Origin of the sequence: Brucella pituitosa, assembly GCF_965577835.1 — a bacterium.
In the GTDB taxonomy this organism is placed as follows: domain Bacteria; phylum Pseudomonadota; class Alphaproteobacteria; order Rhizobiales; family Rhizobiaceae; genus Brucella; species Brucella pituitosa.
In genome coordinates, this window is record NZ_OZ264092.1 from 1428605 (window position 1) to 1445340 (window position 16736).

A 16736-nucleotide genomic window follows, 5' to 3' on the forward strand; every position below is an offset into this window, starting at 1 on the left:
GGCACCGAGATGTCAGACTATATCCTCCCCGACGAAACGCGCGCGAAACTGAAAAAGGTTTCAACAGCATCGGTTGCCACAGCCCTATACAAGCGCGGACTGCGCAATCAGTTCATTCAGGGCTCGTTTCAGGTGGCACGCAAGCCGGAAAACATGGTGGGGCAGGCCTTTACGCTGCGCTATATCCCGGCGCGCGAAGACCGCAATCCCATTACAGTTTTCCGCAATCCCGATCACAAACAACGTGTCGCGATTGAAACCTGCCCACCCGGTTGGGTGCTGGTTATGGATGCGCGCAAGGATGCGCGTGCGGCGACAGCAGGTTCCATTCTGGTGACGCGACTGGCCTTACGTGGTGCGGCGGGTATTGTTTCAGACGGCGGCTTCCGTGATGTCACGGGCATTGGTGAACTCGACATGCCCGCTTATTGCGCCAAGGCATCGGCGCCCACCAACCTCACCTTGCATGAAGCAGTTGATATCAATGTACCAATTTCCTGTGGTGATGCAGCCGTGTTTCCCGGCGACGTGCTGGTGGGCGATTCCGATGGTGTGATGGTCATCCCAGCACATCTTTGCGAAGAAATCGCCGATGAGTGCGTTGGAATGGAAGTTTTTGAGGATTTTGTTCTCGAAGAAGTTAAAAACGGTGCCGGAATTATCGGGCTTTACCCCTGCACGAAGGATGAGTGGGCAAAGAAGTTTGAGGGCTGGAAAAGCGAGAATAATCGCTAATTCTCGAATGCATAAAAAAACACCGCTTTATTGAGGCGGTGTTCCATTCTCGCGCAGGACTTCACCGGCGAGATACAGCGAGCCGCCAATAAGAATACGTGGCGGCGCTTCATCATGCGCCCAGCTGTCGCGCAGGATTTTCAACGCATTGGCAACCGAATGAACAGGCTCCGCCGAAAGTCCAGCCTTCTGTGCGCTGATCGCCAGTTCATTGTTGGGAATTCCCGCATCGCTTGAAGGGATCGGCACGGTAAAGACGTGACGCGCCATGCCTGCAAAGGCTTCAAAATAGCCGACAGGGTCCTTGGTGTTGATCATGCCGGTAATCAGGAACAGAGGCCGTGTGGAGCGTTCCTCAAGGTCGCCAAGGGCTTCTGCGATCACTGCACCTGCACCTGGATTATGCCCGCCATCGAGCCAGATTTCCGATGCCGCCGGTGCAAGATCAATCAATGTCCCATGGGTGAGGCGTTGCATGCGTGCGGGCCAATCCACCACCATCAGCGCCTTTTCGGCAGCCTTGTCGGTAATGGTGAAACCGGCCATCTGCACGGCTTCGATTGCTGCAGCCGCATTGGCGATCTGGTGGCGACCCGGCAGGCGCGGTAATGGCAGGTCGATCAATCCATCCTCGTTCTGGAAGACCATGCGACCATGTTCCTCAAAAGCGAGGAAATCCTGCCCGTAGATCGACAAAGGACAATCCAGACGGTCAGCCGTTGAAATCAGAACTTCGCGTGCTGCATCAAAAAGCTGGAACCCGATGACCACCGGGCAGTCTTTCTTGATAATGCCAGCCTTTTCGGCGGCAATCAGCTCAACCCGGTCGCCGAGAAACGCCTGATGGTCGATGGAAATCGGCATGATCAGCGATACGGCTGGCTCGGGTATGACATTGGTCGCATCAAAACGACCGCCGAGGCCTACTTCCATGATCACGACATCGGCCGGATGTTCTGAAAACAGGACAAAAGCAACGGCGGTGAGGATCTCGAAAACCGTGATGTATTGACCGCTATTGGCGGCTTCCACGCGCTCGATGGCTTCTGCAAGAACGTCATCGGAAACGAATTTGCCGCCTGTCTTAGAGGCCAGACGATAGCGCTCATGCCAGTTGACCAGATGCGGCGAGGTATGGACGTGCACACCAAAGCCGCTCGCTTCCAGAAGCGCGCGGCAAAAGGCTGTTGCCGATCCCTTGCCGTTTGTTCCGGCGATATGGATGACAGGCGGCAGGTTGAGGTGCGGATTGCCGAGCTTTTCCAGCAGACCGCGAATGCGGTCTAATGAAAGATCAAACCCTTTGGGATGCAATTGCATCAGCCGTTCGATAACGGCATCCGCTTTACCTGTCACGATTATGCCGCCTTGTTGTCAGCTTCTGGCTTCTTTGGTGCAGGCACTGTTGCAGGCACATCGGTATTGGCTGGCTGCCTGGTCATGATTTTCAACAGGCTTGCAATGGTCGACTTCAGCTCAAGGCGCGAGCAAACCATGTCGACCATGCCATGCTCCATCAGATATTCAGCGCTCTGGAAGCCTTCTGGCAGCTTTTCGCGAATGGTCTGTTCGATCACGCGTGGACCAGCAAAGCCGATCAATGCGCCCGGTTCTGCAATGTGAATATCGCCAAGCATAGCATAGGAAGCGGTAACACCGCCCGTGGTCGGGTTGGTGAGAACAACGATATAAGGCAGGCCTGCTTCTTTGAGCATTTCCACAGCAACAGTGGTGCGCGGAAGCTGCATGAGCGACAGAATGCCTTCCTGCATGCGCGCACCACCCGATGCTGCGAACAAAACCAGTGGACGCTTCAGTTCAATAGCCTTCATGAAGGCCTGAATGATCGCTTCACCGGCACCCATGCCGAGCGAACCGCCCATGAAACCGAAATCCTGCACGGTTGCGACAATCGGCAGACCTTCAATCGTGCCAAGACCATTGATGATCGCGTCTTCCATACCGGTGCGCGAACGATAGTCTTTCAGACGGTCGATATATTTCTTCTCATCACGGAATTTCAGCGGGTCGACCGGAACCTTTGGGCTTTCCAGCGTCGTGTATTCGCCATTGTCGAAGAAGAAACGCAGACGGTCCTTGCCCTTGATGCGCATGTGATGGCCTGAACCGGGGATCACAAACTGATTGCTCTCAAGGTCCTTATGGAACACCATTTCACCGGTCGATGGATCCTTGATCCAAAGATTTTCCGGCATCTCGCGACGTCCGAGCATCGAATTGATCTTTGGACGAACGTAGTTGGTGATCCAGTTCATGACGTTTGATTCCGTTTCTTGTTCTTCAAAAAACTCGTTATTTTATGCATGTCGTTATCGAAAAACCGGTTTCCACTTTTCCGCGACATGCTCTCTTGCTGCTTAAATGGACGATTTATTGGGCAGCTTCAAGGCGTGTTGCACGAACACTTGCTGCCAATGCACTGACAAGTTTAGTAACAGCAGCGACAGGATCGCCGCTAACCTTGCCATTTTCGTCCAGCTCGCCAGCCACGGCATTGACGATTGCAGTGCCGACAACAACGCCGTCAGCAGCTTCAGCAATGGCTCCAGCCTGTTCAGGCGTCTTCACACCAAAGCCGACGCAGATCGGCAGATCGGTGCTTTTCTTGATGTGGCGTACAGCATCCGCAACGCGGGTCGTGTCGGCAATCGCCGAGCCGGTAATGCCATTCATCGAGACGTAGTAGACGAAGCCCGACGAATTATGCAGCACCTTTGGCAGACGCTTGTCGTCGGTGGTTGGCGTCGTCAGACGAATGAAGTTGAGGCCTGCTTGCGTTGCCGGAATGCAGAGTTCCTTGTCCATTTCAGACGGCAGGTCAACAATGATGAAGCCATCAATGCCGGATGTTTTTGCATCAGCAAGGAAGCGTTCAACGCCATAAATATAGATCGGATTGTAATAGCCCATCAGGACGATTGGCGTTGTGTTGTCATCCTTGCGGAAGTCAGCAGCCAGCTGCAACGTCTTTTTGAGCGTCTGACCAGCTTCGAGCGACCGCAGGCCAGCAGCCTGAATGGCCGGGCCATCAGCCATCGGATCAGAGAAGGGCATACCAAGTTCGATCACGTCGGAGCCAGCCTTGGGCAGCGCCTTCATCACATTGAGTGATGTTGCGTAATCCGGATCGCCGCCCATGAAATAGGTAACCAGCGCCGGACGTCCTTCGGACTTGAGCGATGCAAATTTGGTGTCGATGCGTGTGGTCATACCGTGCCCCGTGGCAAAATGCGCGTAAGATAATCGGCGGTTGGTTGGCCGGACATAACCGTTTCCATCCATGCACGCCGTTCAAAGTCGATAATTCCCAGTTCCCAGACACAGGCCATAAGCAAAGGCTGTGCAGGCTCGAATTCAACTTCCTCGTTGAGTTCGGATTGCCAGAGAATCTGGGTTGCGATGCCGCCTTCCAGCCACCAGTGCAGCAGCAGCCACAAGCTTTCCTCACCCTGATGCAGAATGGCAAAGCCCGCGCCAAGATGTGGCGTATGCTCAAGCTTGTCTGCAACGGCTGCAATCTGCCTGCGAGCGATGCCACATGCTGCTTCTGCAAGTGGATTGGACGGATCGGCTTCAATGATGTTGAGCTTGATCGTCGCCGTGCCGCACTCTGTCAGCCCGTCGAACCATGCGGCACGCGGTCTGTAAGAGTTGGTGTCGGCGACGATGTTGCTCATCCGGTCCTCACATGTCCATGCCGAGCAACTGCCCGACCGTGTGGACGTCCTTGTCGCCACGACCCGACAGGTTGACGATCATCACCTGATCCTTGCCCATGGATGGAGCCATTTTCACAGCTTGTGCTATGGCGTGCGCGGATTCAAGTGCTGGAATAATACCTTCAACGCGGGTGCAGAGCTGGAAAGCTTCAAGCGCTTCGTCATCGAGGATCGGCACATAGTCAACACGGCCGCTGTCTTTGAGCCATGAATGCTCAGGACCGACGCCCGGATAGTCGAGACCTGCGGAAACCGAATGGCCTTCGAGAATCTGACCGTCTTCGTTCTGCAGCAGATAGGTGCGGTTGCCATGCAGGACACCGGGGCTGCCTGCACTCATCGATGCGCAATGCTCAACGCCGTCAAGGCCACGACCGCCTGCTTCAACGCCGACAACCTTGACGGACGAATCGTCAAGGAAAGGGTGGAACAGACCGATTGCGTTCGATCCACCACCAACGGCAGCAATGATCACGTCCGGCAGACGGCCTTCCTGTTCGAGAATCTGCTTGCGTGCTTCGGTGCCGATCACCGACTGGAAATCGCGCACGAGTTCCGGATAAGGAGCAGGACCGGCCGCGGTGCCGATCAGGTAATAGGTGTCGTCAACATTGGTGACCCAATCACGAAGCGCTTCGTTCATGGCGTCTTTGAGCGTGCCATTGCCAGCCGTTACCGGCTTTACTTCGGCACCCAGCAGCTTCATGCGGAAGACGTTTGGCTTCTGACGTTCAACGTCAGTGGCACCCATATAGACCACGCAAGGCAGGCCGAAACGGGCTGCAACGGTTGCTGATGCAACGCCATGCTGACCAGCGCCGGTTTCCGCGATGATGCGGGTTTTGCCCATGCGCTTGGCAAGCAGGATCTGGCCGAGGCAATTGTTAATCTTGTGGCTGCCGGTATGGTTCAGGTCCTCGCGCTTAAAGTAAATCTTTGCGCCACCCAGATGCTTGGTCAGGCCTTCGGCATAATAAAGCTTGGAAGGGCGACCGGCATAATAGGTCGACAGGTTGGAAAGCTCGGCCTGAAATTCAGGATCGTTCTTTGCCGTTTCATAGGCTTCCTGCAATTCAAGGATCAGCGGCATCAGCGTTTCGGCGACGAAGCGTCCGCCAAAAATGCCGAACATGCCTTCTTCATCCGGGCCTGTCTTATAGGAATTGGGTTCAACCGGCTTATTCAACGCTTGCCACTCCGTCATGTTCAGGCGCGCTTTGCAGATGGTCTTTCATCCGCAGTCGCAATGGCCTGGAAAAATTCCTCAATGAGACGCACATCCTTTTCGCCGGGTGCGCGCTCTACTCCGGACGATACATCGATACCCGGCGCGCGTGTCTTTTGCAGCGCCTCGGCAATGTTGCCCGCGTTCAGTCCACCGGAAAGCATGTAATCGACACTTTCGTCAAGCACGTCGAGCAATGCCCAGTCAAACGATACACCATTGCCACCCGGAAGGTCTGCGCCTTTCGGTGGTTTGGCATCAAAAAGAAAACGATCGGCAATGCCCTTGTAGGGCACGATCGCATCAAGATCGTGAGCTTCCCGCACTGCAAACGCCTTGATAACCGGCAGGCCGTAACGCTTCTTCACGTCGGCAACGCGTTCTGGCGTTTCATGGCCGTGCAGCTGCAGCATATCTGGCTTGAGCTCACGCACGATTTCATCGAGCGTGGCATCGTTTGCATCGACCGTAACCGCAACAACTTTGGCGCGGTTTCGGGCTGCATCACGCAATTGGCCAGCAGCGGCAGGGGTGAGATGGCGCGGGCTTTTTGGAAAGAAGATAAAGCCAATATGGGTCGCCCCGCCATCAAGAGCAGCGTCGACTGCTTCAGGCGTTTTAAGACCGCATATTTTTATATCAAAAACCATGGCGTTTCCGTCGCACATATTGCTGTGCTACTCAAGCTAATCCGGGGATTTTTAGCTTAATCGCCTTCATAGCCCTCAGCGATCAGATAATCATACGCTTCCATGACCTCAAGGGGAACTGCTTGCGCGATCTGGAAGCCTTGTGCCGGATATTCTAGGATACGCCGGATATCGCCGGTCATTTCGCGTACAAGCATCTCGAAACCATGGCCCGGTGTGGGCTGATCTTCGAAAGCCGTTGGCGGTGCTGTAACGAATGCCTTGGCTTCCGGCCATTGCCGGTCAACGGTCGCGCGAACCCGGCGCTGGGTTTGCGGTTTGGTCACGAAAATCGGGCTGATAGCACCCGGCACCATCTTTTCGCGCGAAAACAAGATGTTTTCGCCGATATTGGTGGCTTTCGGTTCAATGATGATAGCGTCTTCCGGTACGCCCTCGGCAATCGCGATTTCCGCAAAGGCTTCCGCTTCAGAGCTCTTGTAAAGTCCTTTGGTCCAGTTGCCGCTGTGGCCTGTAAACATGAGCCATGTGGCAAGGCCTTGCATATAAAGCTTCGCTGCGTGTGTTGCGACGCGCGTATCGTAGCTACCCAGTCCGATGATGATATCGGCGGTCTGAAGTTCATCATAGATGCAATGGTAATTCCATAGCATCCGTGCAGCAGTTTGAATGTCTGATGTCATGTAAAGTCGATAGCCTGTAATGCGCTGCCATTGCGCTTTAGCCATGCTTTGCAGCGCTCTGTATCGGGGCAAAGCTCATGGCAGAGTTTCCAGAATTTTGGCCCATGGTTCATCTCGATCAGATGCGCCACTTCATGAGCGACGAGATAGTTGATGACGGGCGAAGGCGCCATGCCGATGCGCCAGGAAAACGAAAGCACGCCATCGGAGGTGCATGACCCCCAGCGGCTTTTGGTATCCTTGAACCGGACCGCCTTGGCTTTGCGGCCCACGGTTGCTGTGTGACGAGCAACCAGCTGTTCGATGTCGCGCTTGACTTCGCGCTTGAGGTAATCGGCGACGCGCCGCGCCAGATGCGTGGGGTCGCCATGAACGAGCAGAATATTGCCTTCCAGCAAATCCACTGTGCCGCGTCCCGGCTGGTGTGTGATGAGATGCGGAACGCCACGGATGGGAATTTTTACGCCTGCGCGGATGCCTGCCTGATCGGGCAGTTTTGCAATGCGACTTTCAATCCAGCCCTCATGGCGGATCAGAAAGCTCTGAACTTCACGGTCCGGCAAACCGGGGGGAATGGTGACACGCAGACCTTTGCCGCCAGTTTCAATGCGCAGGGTCAGACGTTTGGCGCGCGGGTTTTCAAGCACGCGCAAAGGCAATTCACGTCCCGCGACCGCATGAATGCGTTCGCTTCTGACTGTCGCCGACTGTTTAGCCTTCGATGAACGAAATAAGGAGAAACCCATCACTTAAGAATAAGCGATTCGCGAAAAAAGCCAGAAATTTTTCTGGTTTAGAGCATAATCCGACCGGAGTGAAACGAGGATCGATAAGATTATGATTAAAACAGAATAGGTTAGAGCGCCGATCTGATTCAATCAGATCGAAATGCGCTCTAAGCAAAACGACGCGGACAAAGCCCGCGTCGTCATCGTATTTCAGTGGTCAAATGTCCGTGACATCGTTGCTGTCGTTCTTTTTGCGCGTCGCTGGCGTCCGTTTGCCGGAGGCTTTGCGTTCAGCCATGAAGCGGTCGAACTCTTCCTTGTCGCGAGCACGGCGCAGTTCTGCCGCATAGGCTTCAAAATCAGCGCGTGCTTCTTCCAGCTTGCGGCGTTCTTCCGCCAGGCGGTCGAGTTCTTCGCGACGCCAGTCGTCAAAAGCTGCATTGCCGGTTGTGCCACCAAAGCTGAAGCTTTCGCTCTTGCCGCAGTTGCGGAACGAGCCAAACATCGAGTCGGTCTTTTCATTCACGCTGCGTTTGAAATCACCGAGACGGTCGCCCCAGATGATATAGGCGAGCATGGCGAGACCAAGCGGCCAGAAAAAGATGAAGCCGAGCACCATCAGCGCGATTGTCGCTGGCGTCCATGCGGGGCGGATCAATGCGGAATTGGTCATGGTATACTCCGTGAAATCTGGGCCGATTGTTGATCTCTCGGCTTGATTTTGAGGTGGTGAACCAATTGCGGCATTTCAAGAATATGGTTTCCGGATTCCCGCATAGCGGGAGCTAACCAATGTGATTATCTCGAAATTTTTTTGCGTAAATGTTCGAGTATTGCCACGCCAAGTCCCGCCAAAAGCGCCCAGAAGGCCGAACCGACACCGAAGAAGGCGATGCCGGAGGCCGTCACAGCAAAAGTTATGACCGCTGCAAGCCGCTCTTCTTCATGTTTGAGGGCGAGCGACATGGCGTTGATAAACGGACCCGTCAGGGCAAGGCCCGCCACCAGCGCAATGAGTGTGGTGGGCAACACTGCGAAGATCGCGACGAGCGATGCACCGAACAAGGCGAAGATGACATAGATTGCTGCATAGACTGGACCAGTCAACCAGCGCTTTGCATGATCGGGGTGAGCATCGGGACCGGTGCAAAGTGCAGCAGAAATGGCAGCAAGATTGCTCGTTGCTGCGCCAAAAGGGGCTGAAAGCAGGGAGAAAAGACCTGTCACCTGCAAGGAAGCGCTGGTCGGGGGCTCATAGCCTGAAGCACGCAACACGGCAAAGCCCGGCAGGTTCTGCGATGCCATGGTGACGATATAGAGAGGCAGCGCCAAGGCGATGATCGCACCCATGTGAAATTCAGGCCAGATCAGCGTCAGCGTCGAAATTTCGGGCGCAGGCAATTGTGGCGCACGACCTGACAAGAGCGCGTAAGACATGCCGATTACCAGCACGGCGATAACCGCGAGCGACGGATTAAACAGGCGGATCACGAAAAACAGAGCCACAAGGGGAAGCACGAAAGCCGGGTCGAGCGAGACGGTCTTTGCTGCCGCGATGACGAAACTCAGCAACACACCTGCCAGCATGCCCGATGCAACGGAAGCGGGAATGCGCGATACCAGTGTCGAGAGCTGGCGGATCAGTCCGGTCAGGATGAGGGCAATGGCCGTAACGATAAAAGCGCCAACGGCTTCTTGCATGGTGAAACCTACGCTCGCGCCTATCAGTGCCAGGCCCGGCGTCGACCATGCCGCGATAATCGGCATCTTATAACGCACACTCAGCCATGCGGACGAGGCGGCAATCGCCAGACAGACAGCCGTGACCCAGCTCGCTGTTTGCGCCTGTGTTGCACCAAGTGCATTTGCTGCTGCAATGATGAGAGCCAGCGTAGAGCCAAAGCCCACAATCGCCGCGACCGCCGAAGATGCAAAGACCGAGAAGCGCATGATTATGCTCCTGTCGATATGCGTTCGGCGAGGCCGGAAACTGTACGGATCAAAAGTTCGAGGTCCTGTGGGCGCGAAAGACGATGATCGCCATCGCGAACCAGCGTCAGCGTTACGTCATCGACCGGCAGATGCTCCACCAGTTTCAGTGCGTGTTTATAGGGAACAGCCTCATCCTGCATGCCTTGCAGAATATGAACCGGGCAGCCCGTCTCGATGATTCCCTTGAGAACCAGATTGTGGCGACCATCTTCGATCAGCGCGCGTGTATAGATGTAAGGATTGGGCGAATATTCCGAGGGTTCCTCGAAATAACCGTTTTCGATGAGGTCACGCTTTTGTGCTTCAGTCAGCGACGGTTCCACAAGTTCAGCGGTGAAGTCCGGCGCTGGTGCAATCAGAACGATGCCTGCCGGTGACTTGCCAACCTTTTTCAGCTCCTGTGCCATGCGCAGCGCAATCCACCCGCCCATGGACGAGCCGACAAGTATTTGTGGGCCTTGCGCGTATTTTGCATAGACGGCGAGGCTTTCGTCGAGCCAGCGCGAAATCGTGCCCTGATTGAAGTCGCCACCCGACTCACCATGGCCTGAATAATCGAGGCGAAGTGCCGAATGTCCGGTCTGTTCTGCCCATTCGTCGAGAATGACAGCCTTGGTGCCGAGCATGTCGGAGCGATAACCGCCAAGCCAGACGACGCCTGGAGCAACATGTCCGGCACGTTGGCGGACTGCAATCTTTGCACCATCGACATCAATATAGTCTGGTTCAGCTGCGCTCATGGTTCGTCTCCTGATTTGGCAGACAATCTATCAAATGTTTTTCATTTGCCATTTCTGCCCGTCGGAGAAAACCTCACTCCCTTGAAATAATGAGGAATGTGACCGATATGTCGCGTAACACTCCCGAAATACTTCTTTATTCGTCGGGGGTGATTTTCCCTGTCAAAGATGCTATTGACTTTACCGCTCGCTTGACCACATTTCCGCGTTAAACAGCGGTTTGATGGGGAAAGGCCGTCGCGGGCCACAAAATTAAGCCGCCTATGACGTTAATAATCAGGAGATAACGACCATTCGCCGACCGTTCAGAGCGACGCCGGTCCAGAAAGACGGACCGCGCTCCAACCGTGATATCCGGGTTCCCCGGGTCCAGCTTATTGATGCCGAAGGCCACAACCACGGCAGTATCCCGACGCAGGACGCCATTGCGATGGCAGAAGAAGCGGGCCTCGATCTCGTTGAGATCGTGCCGAACGCTGAACCGCCTGTGTGCAAGATCGTGGATCTTGGCAAGCTGAAGTATCAGAATCAGAAAAAAGCCTCCGAAGCACGCAAGAAGCAGAAAACGGTCGAAATCAAGGAAATCAAGATGCGACCGAACATCGACACTCATGACTATGAAGTGAAGATGAAGGCTGCACAGCGTTTCTTCGAAGAAGGCGACAAGGTCAAGGTTACACTTCGTTTCCGTGGCCGTGAAATGGCCCACCAGGAGCTTGGTATGAAGCTTCTGCTGCGCGTGAAGGAAGATACCGTTGAAATCGCAAAGGTGGAATCCGAGCCAAAGCTCGAAGGCCGCCAGATGATGATGGTATTGGCTCCGCGCTAATCGTGAATTCCCGCCTTTGAAAAGCCGCCTTCGGGCGGTTTTTCTTTTTCCAGAATCACCCCACTTTCAGAGAAAACCATGAAAACATTGGGCGAACTGGGCAAATATCAGCAACGACGTCGTCTTGCGATTGCCATTGTCATCGGACTGCTTGTGTTTGCACTGTTGTTTGTGCGTTCACAATCGACAGGCCACATGCATGAATATATCGAGGCATTTGGTATAAGCCTGATCGTTGCAGCCATTCTCGGTCGTATGTGGTGTACGCTTTATATCGGTGGCCGCAAAAGTGCGGAAATCGTGCAGACCGGCCCTTATTCGATGACGCGCAATCCGCTTTATGTGTTCAGCAGCATCGGCGCGATCGGCATTGGCGCCCAGACGGGCAGCATTATTATCGCATTGGCTTTTGGCGTGCTGTGTTACTTAGCTTTTGCGACAGTCATCCGCACGGAAGAGAAGTTTCTCAAGGCGAATTTTGGAAAGCCCTATGAGACTTATTGCGCAAGCGTGCCGCGCTTCTTTCCCAATTTTTCATTGTTTCGCGATGAAGGTGAATTGCGCGTAAAGCCGGATCGGCTTTATCGGACATTCACGGACGGTCTTGTGTTCTTTGTGGCTTATCCGTTCTTTGAATTCATCGAATATCTTCAGAACATCGGCACATTGCCGGTTTTGCTGCGACTTTATTGAGTTTGAGGCGCGATTCAGCTTGATTCAAGCCGATTCAGGCATTGCGTTTTTCAGGCTTTAAGCCTATAAGCCGCCTTCGAACCGCCCGGCAGGGCATGCCGTGGCGGTTTCGCATGCTTTTCGGACTTGGTCGGTCCGGGAGTAAAAACTGGGTTCCCATACGCATCAGGCACGACCAGACGCCAAACAAGAGGCGTCGAGTGCCGGAGGCACGAGGGGGATCGTAAAGAAGGAGTAGCAAAATGCCCAAGATGAAGACCAAATCGGCTGCTAAGAAGCGGTTCAAAATTACTGGCACTGGCAAAGTTGTAGCTGCGGCTGCAGGCAAGCGCCATGGCATGATCAAGCGCTCGAACAAGTTCATTCGCGATGCACGCGGCACCATGGTGCTCTCGGAAGCAGATGCGAAGATCGTAAAACAGTTCCTGCCTAACGGCCTCTAAGCCGTCTATCCTCTAAGGAGATCATATCATGGCACGTGTAAAACGCGGCGTTACTTCACACGCCAAGCACAAAAAAGTTCTCGACCAGGCTTCCGGTTTCCGCGGCCGTCGTAAAAATACAATCCGCACCGCTAAGGCTGCTGTTGATCGTTCGAAGCAGTATGCTTACCGCGATCGCAAGAACCGTAAGCGTACGTTCCGCGCTCTCTGGATTCAGCGTATCAACGCTGCTGTTCGTGAGCAGGGCCTGACCTATGGCCGTTTCATCGACGGTCTTGCTAAGGCAGGTATCGAAGTCGACCGCAAGGTTCTTTCCGATATCGCAATCCATCAGCCGGAAGCATTCGGCGCGCTGGTTGCAGCGGCAAAGAAGGCTCTCGAGTATCTCAAGAACACCGAGACACCAAACGCTTTTGAAGGCGCTGTTCGTTAAGCCAGCCGCCTTCCCGAAGCGATATTGTTAATTTTGGGAACCCGCGCTGGCTTGGCTGGCGCGGGTTTTTCTTTCAGTTCGTGCAGGCGAACTGCAAATATTGCCGATCAAGAGGCGTGGAGCGCAATCAGCGCGAGCGGGAAGCTAAACAAGAGGCGTGAAGCGCCGCCGGGCGCGACAGGGAAATAAATCAAGAGGCGTCGAGTGTCCCCTGGACACGAGAGGGATGTAAACCAAGAGGCGTGGAGCGCTGAAAGCGCGACAGGGAAGCTAAAAATGAGCGATCTTGAACAACTCGAACAAACTATTCTTGGCGAAATCGTCGCTGCCAGCGATGAGCAGGCGATTGAAGCGGTGCGCGTCGCAGCACTTGGCAAAAAGGGTACTATCTCTGAGAAGCTGAAGACGCTGGGTTCCATGTCTCCAGAAGAGCGTCAGGCGCAGGGACCGGCGATCAATGGTTTGAAGAACCGCGTCACCGAAGCATTGACTGAGCGCAAAACAGAGCTGCGCAAGCAAGCGATTGCCGCGCGCCTTGAGCGCGAAAAGGTCGACGTGACTTTGCCGGTTCGTGAAAGCGCTGCATCGCGCGGCCGCATTCACCCTATTTCGCAGGTTATCGATGAAATCACCGCGATCTTTGCGGATATGGGTTTCTCGATCGCCGAAGGTCCGGATGTCGAAACCGATTATTACAATTTCACGGCGCTGAACTTCCCTGAAGGCCATCCGGCGCGCGAAATGCATGACACGTTCTTCTTCAATGCAGACGAGAAGGGCGAGCGCAAACTTCTGCGCACGCATACCTCTCCGGTGCAGGTGCACACGATGGAGAAGTTCGCGGCCATCCGTGACAAGGAAGGCCGTGACGAACCGATTCGCATCGTTATTCCGGGCAAGACCTACCGCATGGATTCCGATGCTACCCATTCGCCGATGTTCCATCAGGTCGAAGGTCTGGTTGTCGATAAGTCGGCTAATGTTGCCAATATGAAGTGGGTTCTGGAAGAATTCTGCAAATCCTTCTTCGAAGTGCCTTCGGTCAAGATGCGTATGCGTCCGAGCTTCTTCCCGTTCACCGAGCCATCGGTTGAAGTCGATATTCAGTGCGACCGTTCCGGCCCGCATGTGAAGTTCGGCGAAGGCAATGACTGGCTCGAAATTCTGGGCTGCGGCATGGTGCATCCGAATGTGCTGCGCGCTTCCGGCTATGATCCGGACGTCTATCAGGGCTTTGCATGGGGCATGGGTATCGACCGTATCGCTATGCTGAAATATGGCATGCCTGATCTGCGTGCATTCTTCGATGCCGATGTGCGCTGGATCAATCATTACGGTTTCCGCCCACTCGACATTCCGACGCTGTTCGGTGGTCTGAGCGCGTAAAGATCGGATAAGGAATAAAGAGATGAAATTCACGCTTTCCTGGCTCAAGGATCACCTTGAAACCGATGCGACGCTTGCTGAGATCGTCGAGAAGCTTACTGATATTGGTCTGGAAGTGGATGGGGTCGATGACCGCGCCGCTTTCAAGGCGTTCAAGGTCGCCAAGGTTCTGACTGCCGTTCCGCATCCGGATGCTGACAAGCTGCGCGTTCTCTCGGTCGATACGGGCGAAGGCCAGCCGGTTCAGGTCGTCTGTGGCGCACCAAACGCCCGGGCCGGGCTTGTCGGTGTTCTGGGGCGTCCGGGCGACTATGTACCGGGTCTTGATGTCACGCTGTCGATCGGCAAGATTCGCGGTGTCGAAAGCTTCGGCATGATGTGTTCCGAGCGCGAGCTGGAACTTTCCGACGAACATAACGGCATTATTGATCTGCCCGACGATGTTCCGGTCGGCACCAGCTTTGCCGCCTATATGGGCCTCGATGATCCGATCATCGAAATCGGTCTGACGCCAAACCGTGCGGACTGCACTGGCATTCGTGGCATCGCGCGCGATCTTGCCGCAGCTGGTCTTGGTACGCTCAGGAACACCTTGCCGGAAGCGGCGAAGGGCGAAGGCGAAACGCCGGTTAAGGTCATTCTTGATCAGGATACCGAAAACCCATTCTGCACCGGCTTCGCACTTCGCATGGTCAAGGGTGTGAAGAACGGTCCAAGCCCGAAATGGATGCAGCAACGCCTCAAGGCCATTGGTCTGCGTCCAATCAATGCACTGGTCGACATCACCAATTACGTGACGTTCGATCAGGGCCGTCCGCTGCACGTGTTTGATGCGGCCAAGGTCAAAGGCAATCTCACGGTGCGTCTGGCCAAGGATGACGAAACCATTCTCGGTCTCGACCAGCGTGAATATAAGTTCAAGCCGGGCATGTATGTGATCGCCGATGAAAACGGTCCCGAATCGATTGCCGGTATCATGGGCGGTGAGCATTCTGGCTGTGATGAAAACACCGTCGATGTGCTGATCGAATCTGCTCTCTGGGACCCGCGCATGATTGCACGCACGGGCCGCGAACTCGGCATCGTTACCGATGCACGCTATCGCTTTGAGCGCGGCGTCGATCCGGAAATGATGATCCCGGGTGCGGAAATTGCGACCAAGCTGGTACTGGAACTTTGCGGCGGTCAGCCGACAGTTCTCGACGTGGTTGGTTACAAGCCTTATCAGGCACGCGTCATCGATTTCCCGGTTTCGGAAGTCAAGCGTCTGACGGGCATCGAGGTGGCCTATGATGCTTCGCTTGATATTCTGAAGCGACTTGGCTTCGGCGCTGAAGGCGACGGCAAGGTCATCAAAACGACTGTTCCGTCATGGCGTGGCGATGTGGAAGGCAAGGCCGACCTCGTTGAAGAAGTCATGCGTATTCACGGTATCAACCAGATCGCGCCACAGCCATTGCCAAATCATGGTGCGGTCAATGGCCGTATTCTGACGACGCTGCAGATCCGCACGCGTCTCGCACGCCGCACGCTTGCTTCGCGTGGCATGATGGAAGCTGTGACCTATTCCTTCATTTCCGAAGGACAGGCCAAAGCTTTTGGCGGCGGCAAGCCGGAACTCAAGCTGGCGAACCCGATTGCAGCCGATATGTCGGATATGCGCCCATCGCTTCTGCCTGGTCTGCTTTCTGCTGCACAGCGCAATGCAGATCGCGGTTTTGGTGATACGGCACTGTTTGAAGTGTCGGGCATTTATGAAGGCGACAAGCCTGAGCAGCAGCGTCGTGTGGCTGGCGGCGTCCGTCGCGGCACCGCTGGCGTTGAAGGTTCGGGCCGTTTCTGGTCGGGCAATGCAGCAACCGTCGGCGTCTTCGATGCCAAGGCTGATGCATTGGCAGCACTTGAAGCAGCCGGTGCGCCAGTAGATCGCATCCAGATCGAAGGCGGTGGCCCAGAATGGTTCCATCCGGGCCGTTCCGGCACGCTGAAACTCGGCCCTAAGGTCGTGCTTGGCACTTTCGGTGAATTCCATCCGGATACGCTGGAAGCGCTTGATGTTTCAGGCGCGCTCTGCGGCTTTGAAGTCTATATTGATGCGATCCCTGAGCCGAAGGCAAAGGCCACCCGCACCAAGCCTGCTCTGAGCCTCTCGCAGTTCCAGAGCCTCAAGCGTGACTATGCTTTTGTCGTGGATGCAAGCGTTGAAGCAGGTAGCGTCATGAAGGCCGTATCATCGGCTGACAAGAAGCTGATTGCTGGTGTGCAGGTCTTTGACGTGTTTACAGGCGCATCGCTTGGTGAAGGCAAGAAGTCGATTGCGGTTGAAGTGCTGTTGCAGCCGCAGGACCGTACGCTGACCGATGAGGATCTCGAAGCCTTGTCGAAGCAGGTGATTGCAAGTGTCGCCAAGCAGACTGGTGGCGTCCTTCGCGGTTAAAGACAAATAAAAAGCCCGGCTT

At 54.9% G+C, this 16736-nt stretch carries 19 protein-coding genes; 7 read left to right on the plus strand and 12 right to left on the minus strand.

Going from position 1 to position 16736, the window contains the following annotated elements; all coding sequences use genetic code 11:
* The first annotated feature begins 9 nt into the window (after positions 1-9).
* Complete coding sequence (locus tag ACSME1_RS06885; protein WP_105705568.1) at positions 10-735, plus strand: ribonuclease activity regulator RraA; 726 nt, start codon at positions 10-12, stop codon at positions 733-735.
* 27 nt (positions 736-762) lie between these two features.
* Here the strand turns inward: ACSME1_RS06885 and ACSME1_RS06890 are convergent, their stop codons facing one another.
* The 12 genes from ACSME1_RS06890 to ACSME1_RS06945 form a co-directional block, all read right to left on the minus strand.
* Complete coding sequence (locus tag ACSME1_RS06890; protein ID WP_181153613.1) at positions 763-2055, minus strand: bifunctional folylpolyglutamate synthase/dihydrofolate synthase; 1293 nt, start codon at positions 2053-2055, stop codon at positions 763-765.
* Positions 2056-2093: 38 nt separating this feature from the next.
* A complete protein-coding gene (gene accD, locus ACSME1_RS06895) occupies positions 2094-3011 on the minus strand; it encodes an acetyl-CoA carboxylase, carboxyltransferase subunit beta (RefSeq protein WP_024898396.1) in 918 nt (305 codons plus the stop codon).
* A 115-nt stretch (positions 3012-3126) separates the two neighbouring features.
* The gene (gene trpA / locus ACSME1_RS06900) at positions 3127-3966 is read right to left on the minus strand and encodes a tryptophan synthase subunit alpha (protein WP_100558389.1); all 840 of its coding nucleotides are present in this window, start codon (positions 3964-3966) and stop codon (positions 3127-3129) included.
* Positions 3963-4433, minus strand: coding sequence for a hypothetical protein (locus ACSME1_RS06905; RefSeq protein WP_100558388.1), 471 nt, complete (start codon positions 4431-4433; stop codon positions 3963-3965). Before ACSME1_RS06905 ends, trpA begins: the two co-directional genes overlap by 4 nt.
* Positions 4434-4440: 7 nt before the next feature.
* Positions 4441-5661 (minus strand): tryptophan synthase subunit beta, encoded by a 1221-nt coding sequence (gene trpB, locus ACSME1_RS06910; protein WP_105705664.1) that lies wholly within the window; start codon positions 5659-5661, stop codon positions 4441-4443.
* A 20-nt stretch (positions 5662-5681) separates the two neighbouring features.
* Positions 5682-6350, minus strand: a complete 669-nt coding sequence (locus ACSME1_RS06915) for a phosphoribosylanthranilate isomerase (protein WP_105705564.1) — start codon at positions 6348-6350, stop codon at positions 5682-5684.
* A 56-nt stretch (positions 6351-6406) separates the two neighbouring features.
* Complete coding sequence (locus ACSME1_RS06920; RefSeq protein WP_024898392.1) at positions 6407-7033, minus strand: YdcF family protein; 627 nt, start codon at positions 7031-7033, stop codon at positions 6407-6409.
* Positions 7030-7779 carry a M48 family metallopeptidase gene (locus ACSME1_RS06925; protein ID WP_024898391.1) on the minus strand — a complete coding sequence of 250 codons (750 nt, stop codon included), beginning with the start codon at positions 7777-7779 and terminating at the stop codon, positions 7030-7032. The genes ACSME1_RS06920 and ACSME1_RS06925 overlap by 4 nt, the downstream gene beginning before the upstream one ends.
* A 199-nt stretch (positions 7780-7978) precedes the next feature.
* Positions 7979-8434 (minus strand): DUF2852 domain-containing protein, encoded by a 456-nt coding sequence (locus ACSME1_RS06930; RefSeq protein ID WP_105705562.1) that lies wholly within the window; start codon positions 8432-8434, stop codon positions 7979-7981.
* A 125-nt stretch (positions 8435-8559) separates the two neighbouring features.
* The gene (locus ACSME1_RS06935) at positions 8560-9711 is read right to left on the minus strand and encodes a benzoate/H(+) symporter BenE family transporter (RefSeq protein WP_024898389.1); all 1152 of its coding nucleotides are present in this window, start codon (positions 9709-9711) and stop codon (positions 8560-8562) included.
* Between the two features lie 2 nt (positions 9712-9713).
* Positions 9714-10493 carry an alpha/beta hydrolase gene (locus ACSME1_RS06940; RefSeq protein WP_105705560.1) on the minus strand — a complete coding sequence of 260 codons (780 nt, stop codon included), beginning with the start codon at positions 10491-10493 and terminating at the stop codon, positions 9714-9716.
* A 208-nt stretch (positions 10494-10701) separates the two neighbouring features.
* The gene (locus ACSME1_RS06945; protein ID WP_374844436.1) at positions 10702-10893 is read right to left on the minus strand and encodes a hypothetical protein; all 192 of its coding nucleotides are present in this window, start codon (positions 10891-10893) and stop codon (positions 10702-10704) included.
* On the opposite strand from ACSME1_RS06945, the gene infC reads away from it, so the two are divergent.
* The 6 genes from infC (at position 10846) to pheT (ending at position 16714) form a co-directional block, all read left to right on the plus strand.
* On the plus strand, positions 10846-11322 hold the full coding sequence (gene infC, locus ACSME1_RS06950; RefSeq protein ID WP_374844440.1) for a translation initiation factor IF-3: 477 nt from the start codon (positions 10846-10848) through the stop codon (positions 11320-11322). The genes ACSME1_RS06945 and infC overlap by 48 nt on opposite strands.
* A gap of 78 nt (positions 11323-11400) precedes the next feature.
* Positions 11401-12015, plus strand: a complete 615-nt coding sequence (locus ACSME1_RS06955; protein WP_105705558.1) for a methyltransferase family protein — start codon at positions 11401-11403, stop codon at positions 12013-12015.
* A gap of 242 nt (positions 12016-12257) precedes the next feature.
* Positions 12258-12458 (plus strand): 50S ribosomal protein L35, encoded by a 201-nt coding sequence (gene rpmI, locus ACSME1_RS06960; protein WP_024898386.1) that lies wholly within the window; start codon positions 12258-12260, stop codon positions 12456-12458.
* A 28-nt stretch (positions 12459-12486) separates the two neighbouring features.
* Positions 12487-12891 carry a 50S ribosomal protein L20 gene (rplT, locus tag ACSME1_RS06965; RefSeq protein WP_024898385.1) on the plus strand — a complete coding sequence of 135 codons (405 nt, stop codon included), beginning with the start codon at positions 12487-12489 and terminating at the stop codon, positions 12889-12891.
* 276 nt (positions 12892-13167) lie between these two features.
* Positions 13168-14277 carry a phenylalanine--tRNA ligase subunit alpha gene (gene pheS, locus ACSME1_RS06970; protein ID WP_024898384.1) on the plus strand — a complete coding sequence of 370 codons (1110 nt, stop codon included), beginning with the start codon at positions 13168-13170 and terminating at the stop codon, positions 14275-14277.
* A 22-nt stretch (positions 14278-14299) separates the two neighbouring features.
* A complete protein-coding gene (gene pheT, locus ACSME1_RS06975) occupies positions 14300-16714 on the plus strand; it encodes a phenylalanine--tRNA ligase subunit beta (protein ID WP_105705556.1) in 2415 nt (804 codons plus the stop codon).
* Positions 16715-16736: the final 22 nt, after the last annotated feature.